Below are 16,566 nucleotides of genomic sequence, written 5' to 3'. Positions count from 1 at the left end.
GCTGGTGGATCGTTCTGACATAGTTGGTCCTCTGCGGCAACTTGGGGCAGAATACCATAGATTCTCTGGTTTTCCGAACGTCCGCCTTGTCCCGCTTAGCAGACCTTCCCGCCCCCTCACCGCCCCGGTATATCAGTCCTTTTTCCCGGCTTGCCCCATCCATCAATGACGTCAATCGCCTCTTGTGCGGTTTCGACGAAGTTAAACAACTCCAGATCATCCGGGCTGATGGTGCCAGCCGCGGCCAATGCCTCCCAGTTCACGATCCGGGTCCAGAACTCGCGACCGAACAGAAGGAACGGCACTCGTTTCATGCGGCCGGTCTGGATCAGCGTCAGGCTTTCAAACATCTCGTCCAGCGTGCCGAAGCCGCCGGGGAAGATGGCAATCACCTCGGCCCGCATCAGGAAATGCATTTTGCGGATGGCGAAATAGTGGAAGTTGAAGCACAGGTCGGGCGTCACGTATTCGTTCGGTGCCTGTTCGTGCGGCAACACGATGTTCAGGCCAATGGACACACCGCCCGCGTCCGCAGCACCTCGGTTCCCGGCCTCCATCACACCGGGGCCACCGCCGGTGACGATCACGTTTTCGCGGTGGTTGTTCACCTTGGATCGCAGGGTCATAAGCCGCGCAAACTCGCGCGCCTCGTCATAAAACCGTGACAGCTCTGCCAGCGTTTCGGTCCGCGCCGTGTCCTTCTTTGCAGGTTCCGGAATGCGCGCACCACCAAACAGAACAACCGTGCTTTCCACCCCGTATTCCTGCATCAGAAGTTCAGGCTTCATCAGCTCCAACTGCCAACGCACCGGTCGTAGATCATCGCGGCACATGAATTCATTATCGTCATAGGCCAGACGATATGCCGACGCGCGGGTCTGCGGGGTGTCGGGTATGTGATGCGATGCCTCGCGGTCCTGTTGGCTGTCGCGGAAGGGGTGGGTGCGGTCGTCTTTCATATTCACTGATCCTGTCACTCTTGCGTTCCAACAAGAGCTAGCGTCTTTGGAAGCGAAGAACCAGCGTCGCGTTCTCACCTCTGCGCGAGGGTCAGAAGGCGCGGCCTGCGCGCCTGATCGAATGTTTGAAAGTTGAGGGCGGGTGCCTCATTCCATTGCACAAACGGCCGATGCCCCTTATAGGCCATTCGAAACCAAACGCGCCCAAACCCCATGCACGGAGCCCTTTGACATGTCGAACGCCCAACTCGAAGCCGCCATCGAAGCCGCCTGGGAGGCGCGCGACACAATCACCCCCGCCACCACAGGCGAGGTCCGTGAAGCGATCGAAGACACCCTGACCGCCTTGGACAGCGGCAAGTTACGTGTGGCGGAACCCCGCGAGAACGGCGACTGGCATGTGAACCAATGGGCCAAGAAGGCGGTTCTTCTGTCCTTCCGACTGAACGACATGGAGCCGATTTCTGGCGGTAACGGCGGGACAACTTGGTGGGACAAAGTACCGTCCAAATTTGACGGTTGGGGCGACAACCAATGGCGCGCGGCTGGCTTTCGCGCCGTCCCCGGCTCTATCGTCCGCCGCTCGGCGTTTATTGCGCCCGGCGTTGTGCTGATGCCGTCATTCGTGAACATTGGGGCCTATGTTGACGAAGGTTCGATGGTTGATGGCTGGGCCACCGTTGGGTCCTGCGCGCAAATCGGCAAAAACGTGCACCTGTCCGGCGGCGTTGGCATCGGCGGTGTTTTGGAGCCAATGCAGGCTGGGCCGACAATCATCGAAGACAACTGCTTCATCGGTGCCCGATCTGAAGTGGTCGAAGGCTGCATCGTGCGCGAAGGGTCTGTGCTTGGCATGGGCGTTTTCATTGGTCAGTCAACCAAGATCGTTGACCGCGAAACCGGCGAGGTCATGTATGGCGAAGTGCCGCCCTATTCGGTGGTGGTCGCAGGGTCTATGCCCTCCAAGAACGACATCAACCTGTATTGCGCTGTGATTGTGAAGCGTGTCGACGCCAAGACCCGATCGAAAACCGGGATCAACGAGCTGCTGCGCGACTGACGCGACGAAGGGCGTCAAAACCTAAATCGGGGCGTGCTGGCTGAGGTGGTCGGCGCGCCTTTTTTCAACCCATTTAAAAATAAAAGTGACGTAAAATCCGACTTGCTGCGTATCACTTCCAAACAATGGGAGGATCACATGGTACGTTTATTACTGCTCAGCGGCTTGATCGCAGTCGGTTTTGCCGCCGAGGCGGCTCAAACGCGCGGCGAAACTGCGCCAGTCGCCTGCACCTTGGCTGTCTAATCGGGCAAGGCTTGATCCCGGCGCGGATGCGGCCTAAGCCCTCAGCATGGACAAAGAGAAAAAACCAAAAAAGCCCCATCAGGTTTACACCCTGCTGGTGGAAGTCGGTCGAAAAGAGGGCGATGGCCTGCCCGACGGCGCAAATGGCGCGGCTTTGGTCTGCTATGCTTCGGGCGTGGACGAGGCCGAAGCGGTCCGCGAAACCGTCGCCATCCTGAAGCAAGCCGATCTGGCCCCGCTTGACGTGAACGGCTATGGCAGCCTTGAAGAACGTTTGGCCGAGGGGCACGACATCCCCGGTGACGAACGCACCCTGATGGGCCGCGCGTTGAAAGAAAACAGCGTGATCGTCGCCCAGATGACCCCTTTCTTTGACGAAGACAGCTAAATGGGCACCGTTTTCTGGGATCTTGATGGCACGCTGACCGACCCCAAACCGGGGATCACAGGCAGTGTGGTAAAGTCGCTAGAGGCGCTCGGGCTGGACGCCCCGCACCCGGACGATCTGGAATGGGTGATCGGCCCCGCGCTGTTGTGGAGCTTTAAGCAGCTCGGCGTGCCTGACCCTCATGTTGCGCTAGAACATTATCGAAAATTCTATACAGACGGCGGCATGTATGACTGCACCGTTTTTGACGGCATTCCGGATGCGTTGGCGCGTATCGGCGCGGACCACGTAATGCACATCGCGACCGCCAAACCTCACGTCTATGCCCGCAAAATCACCGCCCATTTCGGCTTGTCGCAGCACATGACGCATGAATTCGGGCCCGAGCTTGACGGCACCCGCAACGACAAGGGTGAACTCTTGGCCCACGCGTTGGAACGGACCGGCCACGACCCGGCTCAATGCGTGATGATCGGGGACCGGCATTACGACATGAATGCCGCGCGCAGTGTGGGGATGAAGTTCGTCTCGGTCACGTGGGGTTATGGTGCGTCCGATGACCTGTCAGGCGCCGATGCGAATGCGAAAACGCCCAGCGATTTGCCGGGCGCTGTCGAGGATTTGTTGGCCTAACGAGCCATCGTCATTCTGTCCGCACGATCGTTTGAAACACATCCGGCAAGCTGGAATCTGGTTGAAGCAATGCGGCCAGCGGTATTCTGATCTCGGCAGTTGTGCGGTCTTGCGACAAAGTACCATTGGTTTCGACGATTTCTTTGCCCTTGATCGTCATATGGATGCCGTGGCCTTGTAACGTCTGCTGGAACGCACCCATCATGGCCGGGTCCATGCCACTTTCCGCCGCCGTGCGTTTCATTTCGGCAAGGTCGAAGGACAGTTTCACAAACGGTCCGGCCATCCGCTCAATCGTGACGCCCTGATTGGGGTCAATGCCGCTATTTTCGGCAGCATTTTTGCTTTCTTCTTCAATCTTCGCGATCAGATTGTCGATCGTGTCAGTTTCCGTGACCAGACAATTGAACGACCCATCGGCGTTTTGCGTTCCGACGCCATCTTTACAGGGGTCTTCCCCGCTTGAGGCGATCATGCCGTAAAGTTCCGGCCCCATTTTCATGTGTGCCGACATGGTCGCCGTTTCGTCATTATGTACGACAAATGCCAGATCGGCGTCAAAACAAGCAGACAAGGGAAGGATCAGCAAAAGGAAGAGGAGTTTTTTCATCAAGGGTTCCAACCGCATCAGTGAAGATTTCCCGCAGGTTAGAGCGGTCAATTCCAGACGTCCAGCGACACTGACTTACGCTGCACAATACTGCCACCAATTGCAGTGCCCCCGCCGACACTTTACAGAGGTTTCAAAGGAGCCTTGAGCATGCCCGAAGCACCCCATTCGCCAATTGACCCCGTCGCGCTGACCCAGCAGCTTGTGCGCTGCCCCTCGGTTACGCCGCTGGAAGGCGGGGCGTTGGTGCTGTTGGAAGGTCTGTTAAGCGACGCGGGCTTTGCCTGCACCCGGATCGACCGGGGCGGCGTGGCAAACCTGTTTGCCCGCTGGGGGTCTCGTAATGCGCCCACGCTGGGCTTCAACGGCCACACAGATGTGGTGCCGGTAGGCGATGCAGATGCGTGGACCGTGGACCCGTTTGGCGCGGAAATCCGCGATGGGTTTTTGTATGGGCGCGGCGCAACGGATATGAAATCGGGTGTCGCCGCATGGGTCGCCGCCGCAATAGATTTCGTGGCGGACGCGCCCGAGGATGCGTCCCTTGTTATCACCATCACCGGTGACGAGGAAGGCGACGCCACAGATGGCACAACGGCGATCCTAGACTGGATGGCGTCATCAGGCGAAACCATCGACGATTGCATCGTGGGCGAACCCACCAGCCCCGAAACGATGGGCGAAATGATGAAAATTGGGCGGCGTGGGTCGATGACGGCGTTCCTTTCGGCCCGCGGCGTGCAAGGCCACGCGGCCTATCCGCACCGCGCGCTGAATCCAGTGCCAGCACTTGCGCAACTGATCACAGACCTTGCGGGGCACGAGCTGGACAAGGGCACTGACCATTTCGATGCGTCCACGCTGGCGGTCACCACCTTCGACACCGGCAATCCGGCGACGAATGTCATCCCCGCCGAATGCAAAGCGACGGTAAACATCAGATTCAACGACGCCCATACATCCGGCGGCCTGATTAACTGGCTGAATGCCGAGGCAGCCCGGATTGGCAAAGCCACCGGGGTGGATATCGAGATAACGACCAAAGTGTCCGGCGAAAGCTTCGTCACACCGCCCGGCCCATTGTCTGACCTCGTCGCAACAGCCGTCGAAGCGGAAATCGGCAGACGGCCCGAAGCGTCCACAACCGGCGGCACGTCAGACGCCCGGTTCGTGAAGGACATCTGCCCGGTGGTCGAATTCGGTCTGGTCGGCAAAACCATGCACGAAGTCGACGAGCGGGTGGAGGTTGCCCAGATCACCCAACTTAAATCCATTTATTCACGCATCATTCGGGATTATTTCGCATGAGTCAGATCCCCACCAAGCAACAAATCCTCGACTGGATTTCGGAAAACCCGACCCAGACCGGCAAGCGGGATATCGCGCGTGCCTTCGGTATCAAAGGGGCCGCGCGCATCGACTTGAAGCGCCTGTTGAAAGAACTGGAGGCCGAAGGCCACCTGTCCAAGCGCGACAAGACCTATCGCGACCCTGACAAGTTGCCGCCCGTCTCGGTGTTGCGGGTGGATGCGCCCGACGCGGATGGTGACCTGTATGCAACCCCGATGGAATGGGCGGGGGAAGGCGCTGCTCCACGCGCCATTTTGGTGATGAAAAGCTCGGACCCCGCGCTGGAACCCGGTGAGCGGATTTTGGCCCGCATGACCGAGGTTAAGGACGAGCCGTACGCCTATGAAGCCCGCCTGATCCGGCGCATTGGCACAAACCCGATCCGCATTCTTGGCATCTATCGCACCGGGTCCGATGGTGGGCGCATCGTGCCGATCGACAAGGGGCAGGATAAGGAATGGCGCGTCGATACTGGCGCGGACGAAGGGGCCAAGGATGGCGAGTTGGTGGAAGCTCAGCAATCCGGCCCCAAATCCCGCATGGGTCTGCCGCGCGCCCGCATTGTCGCGCGCCTTGGCGACCCGACAGCTCCCAAAGCGGTTAGCCTGATTGCGATCCACCAGCATGGCATCCCGGACGCCTTCCCCGACAACGTGATTGAAGAAGCAGACAGCCACAAACCCGCGGGCCTGAAAGGGCGTGAAGACCTGCGCCACCTGCCCCTGATCACCATTGATCCAGCAGATGCGCGCGACCATGACGACGCCTGTTATGCGCACGCCGATGACAACCCGAAGAACCCCGGCGGTCACGTGGTCTGGGTCGCGATTGCGGACGTGGCCCATTATGTGACGCCCGGCTCTGATCTGGATCACGAGGCCCGGCGGCGAGGTAACTCGACCTATTTTCCGGACCGCGTTGTGCCGATGCTGCCCGACCGTCTGTCCGGCGATCTGTGCAGCCTGCACGAAGGTGTGCCGCGCGCCTGTATCGCCGTGCGTATGGTGCTGGATGCGCAGGGGCATAAACTCAGCCACAGCTTCATTCGGGGTCTGATGAAGTCCCACGCCTCGTTAAACTACACCGAAGTACAGGCCGCTCAGGATGGAAATCCGAACGAGAAATGCGCGCCCCTGATGGACGAAGTCATTGCCCCGCTTTTTGCCGCGTATGAGACGACCAAATTGGCACGCGCCTCGCGTCAGCCGTTGGACTTGGATCTGCCCGAACGCAAAATTATCCTTGATGAGGATGGCAAGGTTGCGTCAGTCGCAGTGGCAGAGCGGCTCGACGCGCACCGACTGATCGAGGAATTCATGATCCTCGCCAATGTCGCGGCGGCCGAGGAACTGACCCGCTTGCAGCGGCCGCTTCTGTTCCGTGTGCACGAAGAACCCAGCCCCGAAAAGCTGGAAGCATTGCGCGAAGTTGCCCAAGCCTCTGGTTTCACACTGGCCAAAGGGCAAATGCTGAAAACCCGCCACCTGAACCATCTTCTTGCACAGGCTCAGGACACCGAGTTCGACGAGTTGGTCAACATGTCCACACTGCGATCCATGTCGCAGGCTTACTATTTTCCGCAGAACTTCGGGCATTTCGGGCTGGCGCTTCAATCCTATGCACATTTCACGTCTCCGATCCGGCGCTATTCGGACCTGATCGTTCACCGGGCGCTGATCTCGGGCCATGGCTGGGGAAAGGATGGCCTAAGCGCCGAGGACATCGAGCGTCTGGAAGCCACCGCCCTGCATATTTCCGAAACCGAAAGACGGTCGATGGCCGCCGAGCGTGATACCACAGACCGTTATCTGGCATCCTTCCTGGCCGAACGGGTGGGCAGCGAGTTCACCGGGCGCGTCGCCGGTATCGCCCGCTTTGGCCTTTTTGTGAAACTGGATGAAACCGGCGCGGACGGGCTGGTCCCAATCAGCTCGCTTGGCAATGAGTATTTCCGCCACGATGCCGATGAACAAGTTCTGGTCGGTGAACGATCAGGGCTGGTGATCGGCCTGGGGCAGCGCGTCACTGTGCGGCTGGCGGAAGCCATACCTACAACCGGCGGGCTGTCGCTGGAATTGCTGGATATCGAGGGGCGTAAGCTGACGCCCAGCCGCGGACGCAAGGGCGGTAAGTCTACGCCACGGAAACCAATGACAAGCAAACGAAAATCCGCAAAGGTAAAAAAGAAAGTGAAACGATCCCGTCGGTAGTTGTGTTTTTCCGGTCGGGACGCAGGGTGTGAGCTGGTGTTGAATAGTACAATGTTAGAAGAAGAATTCATGGATTGGCGTCAGGGCTTTCACGGCCGCGCGCGGCAAGCGGGGCTATCGGCCCAAACGCTGGAACTTTGTGCAAGTTATCTGCGGCTGGAGCCGCGAATTCACGAAAAACAGTCCAACCAGGCCGAATTCACACTTACTATTTCGCAGTATGTGAACCGCGCGGTGCCTGAAAGCCGCATCCGCAAAGGGCGCGCGCAGTATCGCGCCAACCGCGATCTGCTGAACCGCATCTCGGCGAAATACAGCGTGGATGCGCAGGTCATACTGGCAATCTGGGGGATCGAAACCAATTATGGTGCGACCCGTGGGGATTGGTCGGTTCTCAGCGCGCTTGCAACACTTGCCCATGCCGGGCATCGCGCCAGCTTCTTCGAGGAACAGCTTATCGCCGCGCTGGAAATCATTGAGGCGGGCGACATTGCCCCAGCTGCTATGCTGGGGTCGTGGGCCGGGGCGATGGGGCATGGACAATTCATTCCCACCAGCTTTCAACAATTTGCAGTCGATAATGATGGCGACGGGCGGCGCGATATCTGGGGCGATGACCCGGAAGACGGGCTAGCGTCCATCGCCAACTATCTGGCGCAGCACGGCTGGCAGATGAGCCGCCCGTGCCGGGTTGAAGTCCAACTGCCCAAGGGCTTCGATTTCGAACGTGCTGGCCTGCAAACCAAACGACCCGTTCCCGATTGGTCCGCGTTGGGTGTTGTCGCGGCGGATGGTGCCCCGGTGCCGGATTATGGCGAAAGCTCTGTCTTGCTGCCGTCGGGCGCGCGCGGTCCGGCTTTCCTGACCTTCACCAATTTCGATGTGCTTCGCACCTATAACCGGGCGGATGCCTATGTCATTGCGGTCGGTTGTCTGGCGGACCGTTTGCAAGGGGGCAAGCCGATTGTAAAACAGTGCCCTGATGATCTGGTCATTTTGAAACGGGACGAGATGCGCGAGTTGCAGGAGCGGCTGATCAACGCGGGTTACGACACGCTGGGCGCAGATGGGTTTTTCGGCCCCAACACGGCCAAAGCCCTGCGGTCGTATCAAAAGGATCACGGGCTGGTGGCGGACGGATTTGGATCGGGCGCGATGCTGGACCATCTGCGCGCCAAGACAGGCTAGGCGCGCGGCTCATTCGAACTCCATCTCGGTAAAGACCTGACCGGCGTTCTTGGTCGCCAGTTCCTCGAACGTATCGTGGTGGGCGTAGGGGGATTGGTCCACGTAATAGGCATCTTCCAAGGTGCCGCCGTTTTCCAGCAACGTGCCGATTTCGCCCCGCAGGTGCTTCAGATACCCGATGGTGTGCTTTTCCACCTGCGCCATGTTGGTCGGGTAGCCGTGGCCGGGGATCACATAGGTCGCGCCGAGGGGGGCGAACACGGTTTCCCACGTTTCGATCCAGCAGCTTGTGCAGGTATCTTCGAAAATCGGGGGAATACGGTTGTGAAATGCCATATCGCCCGCGATCATCAGGCCGTCTTCGGGCAACCAAACCTGAATGTCACCGGCGCTGTGGGCAGGGCCGGAATACAGAACCTCGATGTGCTTTGATCCCATGTCGATGATGTGTTTGTCTTCAAAGGTCTGGGTCGGCCCCATCGGTTCGGTGCCCTCTGCGTTCTCCAGCGCATAGCGCTTCATGCCTTCGTAAATCTGCCCGGCATATTCCTCAAACTCGTGGGCCGCATCGACATGGGCCAAAACATCGACCCCCTGTGCAATCCAGTAATTATTGCCCAGCATGGCGTGGCCTTGGCCGTTTTCGTTGATCACAAGCTTGACGGGCTGATCTGTGATGGCCTTGATTTCAGTATGCAGCGCTTCAGCAAGCTTGTAGTTGGCGCCCGCGTTGACAACGACGACACCGTCCCCCGTGACGATGAAGCTGAGGTTGTTGTTGTGGCCCGCATTTTCATAACCCGGAGGCGCCGTGGCCCCGATGGCCGTCCAAATGTCAGGGATCACTTCGACAGGTTTTTCATACAACACTGACCCCGGATACTGGTCGGGGATGTCTTCGTCGGCAAGAGCAGGGCTTGCAAGGATGGCCAGAAGTGCGGCGGTAAAACGGATCATGCGAGTGCCTTCCTGTCTATGGTTCAGAAAACATAGACTCATTCGCATGTGTAACGCCAGCGATTAACGCCCGGCGTCGCCCGCCGCCCGGATTGCGCGAATATTTTCCCCGTAGACTTCCGGCTTGTTCACCGATCCACCTTTGAAAACAGCCGACCCTGCGACCAACACGTCTGCCCCGGCAGCAGCCACCAGCGGGGCAGTTTCTGTTGTAACGCCGCCATCAATCTGGATGTGGATCGGACGGTCGCCGATCATCTGGCGCACTCGCCGGGTTTTATCAACGCCGGAGTGGATGAATTTCTGCCCGCCAAAGCCGGGGTTCACCGTCATGATCAGGACCATATCAATAAGGTCCATCACATGCTCAATGCTTTCCAGCGGCGTGCCGGGATTCAGGCTGACACCTGCTTTCACGCCTTGCGCCTTGATGGCCTGCAACGTGCGATGAATATGGGGGCCAGCCTCAACATGGGCGGTGATCATGTCGGCACCGGCTTCGGCGTAAGCTTCGATATAGGGATCGACAGGCGCGATCATCAGGTGCACGTCCATGAAGGTTTTCACATGCGGACGAAAGGCTTTCACGGCGGGGGGGCCGAAGGTCAGGTTGGGCACGAAATGACCATCCATCACATCCACATGAACCCAGTCAGCGCCCTGCGCCTCAATCGCCTGAATTTCCTGCCCGAAATTAGCGAAATCGGCAGAAAGGATCGAAGGGGCGATTTTGATTGAGCGGTCAAAGGACATCGGGGGTCTCCGGCAGCGTTGAGTTGCCGCCCTTATAGCTGGAAAATCGAATTTGCGAAGGGCGAAAGCGTGGACCTCAACGATCGCTGATCATCGGATCACACCGTTCACCGCGCATACACCCTTCGATCTTCTTCAAGACTGCAGGCGTCGGGTCGCCATGGGCAAAACCGCCGCACGGATTGGTTTCTAACAAATAGGCCCCGTTTTCACGCTTCAGGAACACAAGATGCGTGCCTTGCGCCAACCCGGCACACCAAGGCCCCAGACACTGCACGTTGATGTCGATCTGGCGCTCAAACGCGTTGGTAAATCCTTTGCGTGTCAGGCTTTTTCCGGTGATGCGGCCTGTCAGGTGATTGTCGGGCTTGGTGTCTTCTTGGTTGTTCCAATCCACTTTTGGTAGTTTGCGCGTGTCGAACCTTAGATCGCCCAAGACAACCACATAGTCATCTGACGACTTTGCCGCGTCGCGATAGGCCGAGATCGCGTTATAGGGCATGCAGGACAAGGCCATGGCGGGCAGCGGCACGGCAACGGCAAGAAGCAATGCAACCCAACGCATCACAGCTGCCCCCGAAATCCAGCAAGAACCACTGCATAAATATCGCGCTTGAAGGGCACAATGTTGGCCACCACATCGTCCGGGTCCATCCACGCCCATTGACTGAATTCAGGGTGTTCGGTTTCGATGTTCACGGCACTGTCGTCGCCAAGAAACCGCAGCAGGAACCAGCGTTGCTTCTGCCCGCGAAACCGCCCTTTCCAGATGCGCGGGACAATCTCGTGCGGCAGGTCATAGGGCAGCCAGTCGGGCAATTCGGCCTCAACCTGCACCAAATCGCGCGTCACGCCGGTTTCTTCCCAAAGCTCGCGCAAGGCCGCATCGCGTGGGTCTTCGCCGTCATCGACCCCGCCTTGCGGCATCTGCCACGCGTTTTTGGTGCCCAATTTCGCCGCATCCAAACGCTGGCCGACAAACAGCTTACCGTCGCGGTTTGCCAGCATAATGCCAACACAGGGGCGATAGGGCAGTTTCACGATGTCTTCGGGTGTCATGGTCACCTCTTTCCTAACAATGCGCGCCTGACGGGCAGTTACACCGGGACCTAACAGGCAAAAACGCAAAAGGGCCACCCGTTTGAGCGGCCCTTAAACAATTTCACACGCGATTACTCTACCAGCGCAATTTTCGACAAGCCCTTGATCAGGTCAACGGCATACGACAGTTGGAAGTCATCATCGCGCAGTTGGGCGGCTTCTTCTGCGGCCTCGCGCTCTTCCTCGATCTGACGCTGTTCGTCTTCGCTCAGGCTGTCATTGTTCAGGCTGCCGCGCAGGTCAGCTTCTGTCCGCTGGGGACGCGCGTCCTCTTCCTCGTTCTCGGCGACGGGAACGCGGGGGGGCTGTTCAACCACAATGTCCGGCGACACGCCCAGCGCCTGAATCGAGCGGCCGGACGGCGTGTAATACCGCGCGGTCGTCAGGCGCATCGCGCCCTCAGAGGCCAGCGGCATGACCGTTTGCACCGATCCCTTACCGAAGCTTTTGGTGCCCACAACAATGGCGCGGTGATGGTCCTGCAACGCACCGGCAACAATTTCGGACGCCGAGGCCGAACCGCCGTTGATCAGCACGACCATCGGCTTGCCTTCAGCCAGGTCGCCCGCTTCTGCGTTCACGCGTTCGCTTTCGCCGGGGTTGCGACCCCGTGTCGACACGATCTCTCCGGTTTCAAGAAAGGCGTCGGACACTTCGATAGCCTGATTCAGAAGGCCGCCGGGATTGTTGCGCAGATCCAGCACAATGCCTTCGACATTCGCCATGCCGCCCAGCGCCTCTACTTCGCGCGCCAAACCTTCGGACATATTTGCAAAAGTCTGGTCGTTGAACGTGGTCACGCGCAGCACGATCGTATCGCCAACAGTGCGCGCCGTGGCGGCGGTCAGCTTAATCGTGTCGCGGATGATCGAGACGTCGAACGGCTCCGTCACACCCTCGCGCACAACGGTGATAATGATCTCGGACCCGACAGGGCCGCGCAACATGCCCACGGCGTCATCCAGCGTCAGACCCATCAAGGCTTCGCCGTCCACATGAGTGATGTAGTCGCCCGATTCCATCCCGGCATCATCTGCCGGCGTCCCATCCATCGGCGACACAACGCGCACGAAGCCCTCTTCCTGCGTCACCTCAATGCCCAACCCACCGAAAGAGCCGCGTGTCTGCACACGCATATCGGCGGCATCCTTGGGTGACAGATAGCTGGAATGTGGATCAAGCGAGGTCAGCATACCGTCAATCGCGGCTTCGATCAGATCCTCGGCTTCCACCTCTTCTACATATTGGGCGCGGATACGTTCGAAGATGTCGCCAAAAAGGTCCAACTGCTCGTAAACACTGGTATTATGGGCGGCGTCTTGTGCAAGAAGCGGCCCTGCCACCTGCGTGGTCATTACTGCGCCTGCCAAAGTGCCCCCTAAGGCAGCCATCACGAATTTCTTCATCAATCTCTATCCTTGCCTGCCGCGAACCAATCACTGGGGTCCACGGGCGTTCCATTCTTTCTAAGCTCTATATAGAGCGTTTGTGACCATTCTGCGCCAGTTCCTTCCTCCGCAGCGATCAAAAACGCTTGATCATCGCTTGAGTTAGCCCCGCCCATCAGGCCAATTGGCGCCCCTTTCGGCAACACTTCGCCAACTTCGCCATAAAGCTGGCCCAGCCCGGCAAGCACCAACAGATACCCATCGTCGGGCTCAATAATGGCGACGATACCATAATCAAGCAATGGTCCAAGATAGCGGATTGTGGCAGGCCACGGGGTTGTGACAATGGCCATTGGCCGGGTGGCGACCACATAACCAGGGCGACGCACGCCGGCGGCATCAACCTCGTCATAACGGCGGATGATCTGGCCAAGGACGGGCATCGCCAAACGCCCCTGAACACTAGCAAATCGTTGCGGAGCCGCCGCACCACCAGAAGGCACAGGTTCGGACATCAGTCCATCGGCGAAACTTGCCAACGTATCCGCGCTTTCGACCAGCGCCTGCATGCGCCCGTCGTCGGCCACGAAACGGCGCGGCAGTTCGGTGCGCCGCGCTATTGCAAGGCTCAACTCAAACCGGGCGTCCTGGGCGCCCTCCAGACCGTTTTTCAACGTATCAACCGCATTTTCCTGCAAGGCGCGCAGGGTTTGAAGCTCTTCCAACTCACTGCGTAAGGTTTCGGCCTGAGCTTGAAGCGCAGGGGCGACGTCAGACAATATCATACCGGACCGCGCGGTGCCGAGCGGGCCAGAGGGATGGATCAACAACGCAGGTTCAGGCGCGCGTTCAATGATCTGAAGCACGCCCAGCAGCTTGGACACCCGTCCGCTTTCCGCCGTCAGCGCGCCTTGGATCGTGGCTTCGCGAAGGCTGGCGCGTCGCAACCCATCGCGCAGGGCGGACAGGCCTTCCTCATAGGCTTGGACAGCTTGGGTCAGTGCCGCGATGCGGTCGTTCGATTTCTGCGCTTCTGCCAGCGCGAGCGTAGCCTTATCAAGCGCCAACATCGCAGCCCGCGCCGCATCGGTTGGATCAGTCTGCGCCCCAGCGGGAGCGGTCGATGTAAGCACCGACAAAACGGCCCCTGCAAGCAGCGGCAAAAGGCGCCCTGCCCGCTTCACCGGCGGATCAGGCTTTCGCCAGTCATTTCAGAAGGCTTTTCGATCCCCATCAACTCCAACACCGTCGGAGCCAGATCAGCCAGTCGACCATGTGCAAGCGCTGCACCCGCGGGCCCGCCAAACAGGATCACAGGCACTGGGTTGGTTGTGTGTGCTGTATGGGGACCGTTGGTTGTCTCATCCCACATTGTTTCGCAATTGCCGTGATCAGCGGTGACGATCATCGCGCCACCTACATCGGTCAACGCCGCCATCACTTGGCCCAATCCCGCGTCGACCGCTTCACAGGCCGCCATCGCGGCTTGCAGATCGCCGGTATGCCCAACCATGTCCGGGTTCGCATAATTTGTGACGATAAAGTCAAACCCATCCCGGATTGCGCCGACGAAATGTTCGGTCACTTCGGGTGCCGACATTTCGGGCTGCATGTCATAGGTCGCAACCTTCGGGCTGGCGGCCATAAAGCGGACCTCTCCGTCGACCGGGGCTTCCTTACCACCGTTCAGAAAGAACGTGACATGGGGGTATTTCTCGGTCTCGGCTGTGTGGAATTGGGTTTTGCCATGTTGGGCCAACCATTCCGCCAGAGTGTTCACGATGTTCCGCTTTGGAAAACAAGTGGTCATATAAGCGTTATGGGCGTCGGAGTATTCGACCATGCCCAGCAGCGCCGACAGTTTCGGGCGCGGACCTGTGTCGAATTCAGTAAAGCTCGCGTCGCCGATGGCGTGCAAAATTTCGCGGGCGCGGTCGGCGCGGAAGTTTATGAAAAACAGCCCGTCGCCATCCGTCATCCCTTCGTAGCCTCCAACCACGGCAGGTTGGATAAACTCGTCGGTCTCGCCCTTGTCATAGGCCGCACCGATAGCTGCATCTGCACTCACGAACGCATCCCCCAGCCCTTTGACCATTGCGTGATAAGCGCGACTCACCCGGTCCCAACGGTTATCGCGATCCATTGCGAAATAGCGGCCCACAACGGTAACAACGCGCGCGCCGTCCGGCAGTGCGGCCTCAAAAGCCGCGACTTGTTCGCGCGCGGATTGTGGTGGGACGTCGCGCCCATCGGTGATCGCGTGAACGATAACCTGTAGGCCCGCATCGGTCAGCGCTTTTGCAGCCGCGACCAGATGATATTGGTGGCTGTGCACCCCGCCAGGGCTGACCAGACCTGCAATATGGGCTGTACCGCCTGCGGCTTTGACCTTGGCCGCAAAATCGCACAGAGCCTCATTCGTAAAAAACGAGCCATCCTCAATCGCCAGATCAATCTGGCCCAGATCCATCGCCACCACGCGACCCGCACCAATGTTGGTGTGCCCTACTTCCGAATTGCCCATCTGTCCGGTTGGCAGGCCAACGTCCGGGCCGTGGGTGATCAGAGTGTTGTTTGGGCAAGTGGCCATGAGCCGGTCGAAATTTGGGGTATTTGCCAGCGCTGGCGCGTTGTTTTCGCGCCCCTCTCGCAGACCCCAGCCATCTAGAATACATAGAACGACAGGCTTGGGCGTGGTCATTTTCAGGGATCCTCTGGCTGCTCTGGTTCTATCTATTGCGCCGCAGGGTCAGACGCAAGGTAGAGGCAACCTTGCACCGTCCACCTAAGCCCGGTGATAAGGACTTCCCGCAAGGATCGAGGCCGCGCGATAAAGCTGTTCAGTTAGCATCACGCGCACCAGCATATGTGGCCAGACCATCTTGCCGAAGGACAGGCTTGCATCGGCTTTGGCGCGCAAGCCGGGGTCGATCCCGTCAGCCCCACCAATCACAAACGCAACGTCGCCGCGCCCATCGTCGCGCCAACGTCCAATCAGGTTTGCAAAATCGGGCGAGGTCATGACCTTGCCGCGTTCGTCCAACGTGCAGATCAGCGCGCCTTTGGGCAAAGAACGTTCCAGCAACGCGGCTTCGGCCCCCATGCCGCCGCCCTTCTTGTCTTCAACTTCGTGAATTTCGACAGGACCCAGCCCCAGGGCGCGACCTGTGCGATCAAACCGGGTGACGTAGTCGTCTATCAGCGTGCGTTCGGGACCACCGCGCAGGCGGCCCACAGCGCAAATATGCACCCTCATGTCAGGGTTACCCTGACGATCAGCCCGCCGCGCCCGAGGTGCCGGGCTCCAGCCACATCTTTTCAAGCTGATAGAACTCGCGCACTTCCGGGCGGAACACGTGGATGATCACATCGCCCGCGTCGATCAGAACCCAATCGCCCTGATCCTTGCCTTCAATCTTGCAGAAGACACCCATTTCTTGCTTGAGCTTCTCGACCAGCTTTTCCGAGATCGCCGCGACCTGACGGGTCGAGCGACCTGAACAAACCACCATATGATCGGCCATCTCTGATTTGCCACGCAAATCAATGATCACCACATCTTCAGCTTTGTCGTCATTAAGTGAGTTAACAACGCGCGACAGAATATCGTCGCTAACGCTTGTTTGAGGGGCCGCCGTCATTGCGGGTTTCCCTGCGGCCGCATTTTCTGCGACCTCTGTTTGCGGAGACAGGACATTGTCCTCCTATCAAAGCGCGCCAATC

17 protein-coding genes are annotated in these 16,566 nt (G+C 59.0%); 6 read left to right on the top strand and 11 right to left on the bottom strand.

What is annotated here, in order from left to right; translation table 11 throughout:
• Nucleotides 1-116: 116 nt before the first annotated feature.
• Complete coding sequence (locus tag MUY35_RS12640; RefSeq protein ID WP_248369026.1) at nt 117-959, bottom strand: LOG family protein; 843 nt, start codon at nt 957-959, stop codon at nt 117-119.
• Between the two features lie 232 nt (nt 960-1,191).
• Here MUY35_RS12640 and dapD point away from each other — a divergent pair, with 232 nt between their 5' ends.
• From dapD to MUY35_RS12625, 3 genes are all read left to right on the top strand, one after another.
• Nucleotides 1,192-2,019 (top strand): 2,3,4,5-tetrahydropyridine-2,6-dicarboxylate N-succinyltransferase, encoded by an 828-nt coding sequence (gene dapD, locus MUY35_RS12635; protein WP_248369023.1) that lies wholly within the window; start codon nt 1,192-1,194, stop codon nt 2,017-2,019.
• 292 nt (nt 2,020-2,311) lie between these two features.
• Nucleotides 2,312-2,653 carry a hypothetical protein gene (locus MUY35_RS12630; protein ID WP_248369021.1) on the top strand — a complete coding sequence of 114 codons (342 nt, stop codon included), beginning with the start codon at nt 2,312-2,314 and terminating at the stop codon, nt 2,651-2,653.
• Nucleotides 2,654-3,286: an HAD hydrolase-like protein gene (locus tag MUY35_RS12625; protein ID WP_248369019.1), complete on the top strand. Its 633-nt coding sequence runs from the start codon at nt 2,654-2,656 to the stop codon at nt 3,284-3,286. It begins immediately after the preceding gene.
• Between the two features lie 10 nt (nt 3,287-3,296).
• Here MUY35_RS12625 and MUY35_RS12620 read toward each other — a convergent pair whose 3' ends face one another.
• Nucleotides 3,297-3,896, bottom strand: coding sequence for a hypothetical protein (locus tag MUY35_RS12620; RefSeq protein ID WP_248369017.1), 600 nt, complete (start codon nt 3,894-3,896; stop codon nt 3,297-3,299).
• Between the two features lie 150 nt (nt 3,897-4,046).
• Between MUY35_RS12620 and dapE the strand changes: the two genes are divergently transcribed.
• The 3 genes from dapE to MUY35_RS12605 all read left to right on the top strand — a co-directional run bounded on the left by dapE (nt 4,047) and on the right by MUY35_RS12605 (nt 8,644).
• The gene (gene dapE, locus MUY35_RS12615; RefSeq protein WP_248369015.1) at nt 4,047-5,204 is read left to right on the top strand and encodes a succinyl-diaminopimelate desuccinylase; all 1,158 of its coding nucleotides are present in this window, start codon (nt 4,047-4,049) and stop codon (nt 5,202-5,204) included.
• A complete protein-coding gene (gene rnr / locus MUY35_RS12610; protein ID WP_248369013.1) occupies nt 5,201-7,456 on the top strand; it encodes a ribonuclease R in 2,256 nt (751 codons plus the stop codon). Before dapE ends, rnr begins: the two co-directional genes overlap by 4 nt.
• 69 nt (nt 7,457-7,525) lie before the next feature.
• Nucleotides 7,526-8,644: a lytic murein transglycosylase gene (locus MUY35_RS12605; RefSeq protein WP_248369011.1), complete on the top strand. Its 1,119-nt coding sequence runs from the start codon at nt 7,526-7,528 to the stop codon at nt 8,642-8,644.
• Between the two features lie 9 nt (nt 8,645-8,653).
• Here MUY35_RS12605 and MUY35_RS12600 read toward each other — a convergent pair whose 3' ends face one another.
• The 9 genes from MUY35_RS12600 to rsfS all read right to left on the bottom strand — a co-directional run bounded on the left by MUY35_RS12600 (nt 8,654) and on the right by rsfS (nt 16,484).
• Nucleotides 8,654-9,601, bottom strand: coding sequence for an MBL fold metallo-hydrolase (locus tag MUY35_RS12600; RefSeq protein ID WP_248369009.1), 948 nt, complete (start codon nt 9,599-9,601; stop codon nt 8,654-8,656).
• A gap of 63 nt (nt 9,602-9,664) precedes the next feature.
• Nucleotides 9,665-10,354: a ribulose-phosphate 3-epimerase gene (gene rpe / locus MUY35_RS12595; protein WP_248369006.1), complete on the bottom strand. Its 690-nt coding sequence runs from the start codon at nt 10,352-10,354 to the stop codon at nt 9,665-9,667.
• Between the two features lie 76 nt (nt 10,355-10,430).
• Nucleotides 10,431-10,919: a hypothetical protein gene (locus MUY35_RS12590; RefSeq protein ID WP_248369003.1), complete on the bottom strand. Its 489-nt coding sequence runs from the start codon at nt 10,917-10,919 to the stop codon at nt 10,431-10,433.
• Complete coding sequence (locus MUY35_RS12585; protein ID WP_248369000.1) at nt 10,919-11,413, bottom strand: RNA pyrophosphohydrolase; 495 nt, start codon at nt 11,411-11,413, stop codon at nt 10,919-10,921. The genes MUY35_RS12590 and MUY35_RS12585 overlap by 1 nt, the downstream gene beginning before the upstream one ends.
• A gap of 113 nt (nt 11,414-11,526) precedes the next feature.
• Nucleotides 11,527-12,861, bottom strand: coding sequence for a S41 family peptidase (locus tag MUY35_RS12580; RefSeq protein WP_248368997.1), 1,335 nt, complete (start codon nt 12,859-12,861; stop codon nt 11,527-11,529).
• Nucleotides 12,861-14,006: a peptidase M23 gene (locus MUY35_RS12575; protein ID WP_348984513.1), complete on the bottom strand. Its 1,146-nt coding sequence runs from the start codon at nt 14,004-14,006 to the stop codon at nt 12,861-12,863. Before MUY35_RS12575 ends, MUY35_RS12580 begins: the two co-directional genes overlap by 1 nt.
• A 17-nt stretch (nt 14,007-14,023) precedes the next feature.
• Nucleotides 14,024-15,544, bottom strand: coding sequence for a 2,3-bisphosphoglycerate-independent phosphoglycerate mutase (gene gpmI, locus MUY35_RS12570; RefSeq protein ID WP_248368994.1), 1,521 nt, complete (start codon nt 15,542-15,544; stop codon nt 14,024-14,026).
• Nucleotides 15,545-15,628: 84 nt separating this feature from the next.
• Entirely contained in the window at nt 15,629-16,099 is a 471-nt protein-coding gene (rlmH, locus tag MUY35_RS12565; RefSeq protein ID WP_248368992.1) for a 23S rRNA (pseudouridine(1915)-N(3))-methyltransferase RlmH, read from the bottom strand.
• 19 nt (nt 16,100-16,118) lie between these two features.
• Complete coding sequence (gene rsfS / locus MUY35_RS12560) at nt 16,119-16,484, bottom strand: ribosome silencing factor (RefSeq protein ID WP_248368990.1); 366 nt, start codon at nt 16,482-16,484, stop codon at nt 16,119-16,121.
• Nucleotides 16,485-16,566: the final 82 nt, after the last annotated feature.

The sequence above is a fragment of the Aliiroseovarius sp. S1339 genome (assembly GCF_023195695.1).
In the GTDB taxonomy this organism is placed as follows: domain Bacteria; phylum Pseudomonadota; class Alphaproteobacteria; order Rhodobacterales; family Rhodobacteraceae; genus Aliiroseovarius.
This window is presented reverse-complemented; position numbering and strand designations above follow the sequence as displayed.

Coding starts and splice junctions, on each gene's coding strand:
- rsfS (WP_248368990.1), bottom strand. CDS start 16,484: ATGACGGCGGCCCCTCAAACAAGCGTTAGCGACGATATTCTGTCGCGC.
- rlmH (WP_248368992.1), bottom strand. CDS start 16,099: ATGAGGGTGCATATTTGCGCTGTGGGCCGCCTGCGCGGTGGTCCCGAA.
- MUY35_RS12590 (WP_248369003.1), bottom strand. CDS start 10,919: ATGCGTTGGGTTGCATTGCTTCTTGCCGTTGCCGTGCCGCTGCCCGCC.
- MUY35_RS12620 (WP_248369017.1), bottom strand. CDS start 3,896: ATGAAAAAACTCCTCTTCCTTTTGCTGATCCTTCCCTTGTCTGCTTGT.
- MUY35_RS12600 (WP_248369009.1), bottom strand. CDS start 9,601: ATGATCCGTTTTACCGCCGCACTTCTGGCCATCCTTGCAAGCCCTGCT.
- rnr (WP_248369013.1), top strand. CDS start 5,201: ATGAGTCAGATCCCCACCAAGCAACAAATCCTCGACTGGATTTCGGAA.
- MUY35_RS12630 (WP_248369021.1), top strand. CDS start 2,312: ATGGACAAAGAGAAAAAACCAAAAAAGCCCCATCAGGTTTACACCCTG.
- dapE (WP_248369015.1), top strand. CDS start 4,047: ATGCCCGAAGCACCCCATTCGCCAATTGACCCCGTCGCGCTGACCCAG.
- gpmI (WP_248368994.1), bottom strand. CDS start 15,544: ATGACCACGCCCAAGCCTGTCGTTCTATGTATTCTAGATGGCTGGGGT.
- dapD (WP_248369023.1), top strand. CDS start 1,192: ATGTCGAACGCCCAACTCGAAGCCGCCATCGAAGCCGCCTGGGAGGCG.
- rpe (WP_248369006.1), bottom strand. CDS start 10,354: ATGTCCTTTGACCGCTCAATCAAAATCGCCCCTTCGATCCTTTCTGCC.
- MUY35_RS12625 (WP_248369019.1), top strand. CDS start 2,654: ATGGGCACCGTTTTCTGGGATCTTGATGGCACGCTGACCGACCCCAAA.
- MUY35_RS12605 (WP_248369011.1), top strand. CDS start 7,526: ATGGATTGGCGTCAGGGCTTTCACGGCCGCGCGCGGCAAGCGGGGCTA.
- MUY35_RS12585 (WP_248369000.1), bottom strand. CDS start 11,413: ATGACACCCGAAGACATCGTGAAACTGCCCTATCGCCCCTGTGTTGGC.
- MUY35_RS12580 (WP_248368997.1), bottom strand. CDS start 12,861: ATGAAGAAATTCGTGATGGCTGCCTTAGGGGGCACTTTGGCAGGCGCA.
- MUY35_RS12640 (WP_248369026.1), bottom strand. CDS start 959: ATGAAAGACGACCGCACCCACCCCTTCCGCGACAGCCAACAGGACCGC.